General features: G+C 64.0%; 1 protein-coding gene and 1 riboswitch. The gene reads left to right on the forward strand.

Annotation, left to right across the window (positions count from 1 at the left end):
- Window positions 1-150: 150 nt before the first annotated feature.
- A riboswitch (yybP-ykoY riboswitch) is annotated at window positions 151-310 on the forward strand.
- Window positions 304-876 carry a TMEM165/GDT1 family protein gene (locus B1C78_RS11215; protein ID WP_175628289.1) on the forward strand — a complete coding sequence of 191 codons (573 nt, stop codon included), beginning with the start codon at window positions 304-306 and terminating at the stop codon, window positions 874-876. (Overlaps the previous riboswitch by 7 nt.)
- Window positions 877-1,055 lie beyond the last annotated feature (179 nt).

The following is a 1,055-nucleotide window of genomic DNA, read 5'->3' on the forward strand; positions in this document are numbered from 1 at the left end:
GGCCAGGGTGGGGTGGTTTCCTTCAACCTTCATCCCTCATCCTTCAACCTTCCAAAGCGGGTGGTTTCATTCAACCTTCATCCTTCCACCTTCAACCTTCCAAAGCGCCTTGCCATCCCACCCCGCCCCCGGTAACATTTCGTCCGCTTCAGGGGAGTAGCCGTCCCGGCGCAAGTCCGGGAGCATGCGTCAACACAATTGACCCGAAGGGTCATGGTGCATGCGGCCCATGCGGTCTGGCGAGACCTGTGGTATCGACCTCCGATCCGGGCCGGACGNNCGTCCGGCCCCTTGGAGTATCCCGTGGAAATCTTCTTCGTCGCCCTGGTCACGGTCGCCGTCGCGGAGATCGGGGACAAGACACAGCTTGTCACGCTCACCCTGAGCGCCCGCTTTCGCAAACCCTGGGCGGTCCTAGCCGGCGTGCTCGTCGCGTCACTGCTCAATCACGGGCTTGCCGCACTGGGCGGCATGTGGCTCTCGCGACTGCTCCCTGACATGTTGCTGGCATGGATCGTGGGACTCGGTTTCATTGCCATGGCAGTCTGGATCCTGTTCGAGCGGGAAGAGCAGGAGGACATGCCGAAGACCATCACCGGACGGGGAGCATTCCTCACCACGCTCGTGGTGTTCTTCATCATGGAGATGGGCGACAAGACCCAGATCGCGACGGCCGCCCTGGCCGCCGGTTTCGAGAGTGTTCTATGGGTGGTCGCGGGCAGCACGCTCGGCATGCTTGTGGCCAACGCCCCGGCCGTGTGGATCGGGCACAAGTACGCCGCACGCATCCCTGCACGGCTCATGCGACGCCTCGGGGCGACGATCTTCATCGCCATCGGGCTTGCGGTGATCGCCGCCGCGTTGATCAACCATTGAGCGCCTCATCAGTCTTCCCGGCGATGTGCGGGGCTAGTGTCCTGAGTCAGAGATTCGTTGCATTTCAGCGGGCCTGTACGGGATGCGCGGCAAGGCGCTCGAGCGAAGGACGGGCAGGCCCATTCGAGCGAGAGCAACGCGGCCGCGCGCCCGTACAGGCCCGCCCGCAGGGAGCCCCG

Source organism: Thioalkalivibrio denitrificans (assembly GCF_002000365.1).
Taxonomy (GTDB): Bacteria; Pseudomonadota; Gammaproteobacteria; order Ectothiorhodospirales; family Ectothiorhodospiraceae; genus Thioalkalivibrio_A; species Thioalkalivibrio_A denitrificans.